This window comes from Leptotrichia sp. OH3620_COT-345 (assembly GCF_003932895.1).
In the GTDB taxonomy this organism is placed as follows: domain Bacteria; phylum Fusobacteriota; class Fusobacteriia; order Fusobacteriales; family Leptotrichiaceae; genus Pseudoleptotrichia.
This window is the reverse complement of record NZ_RQYW01000197.1, coordinates 1-256: the sequence shown is the minus strand read 5'-3', so window position 1 is coordinate 256 and position 256 is coordinate 1. Positions and strand designations below refer to the sequence as shown.

Below are 256 nucleotides of genomic sequence, written 5' to 3'. Positions count from 1 at the left end.
TAAAGCCTTATGGAAGTTTAAAACTTGAATATGGAAGATTTGGAAGTATAAAGGAAAAGACAGGAGAAGTAAGGCTTGAAGTAAAAGGGAATGATTATTATTCTATAAAGCCTGAAGTAGGAGTTGAATTCAAGTATAAGCAACCGTTGGCGGTGAAGACTACATTTGTTACTACACTTGGATTGGGCTATGAGAATGAGCTTGGAAAAGTAGGAGATGTAGGCAATAAAGGAAGAGTAAGATACACAACGGCGGA

The 256-nt window shown here is 37.1% G+C and carries 1 protein-coding gene; it reads left to right on the top strand.

From position 1 onward, the window contains the following. Positions 1–256, top strand: a 256-nt coding sequence (locus EII29_RS11780) for an autotransporter domain-containing protein (RefSeq protein ID WP_125237630.1), incomplete at both ends; no start/stop codon positions are given.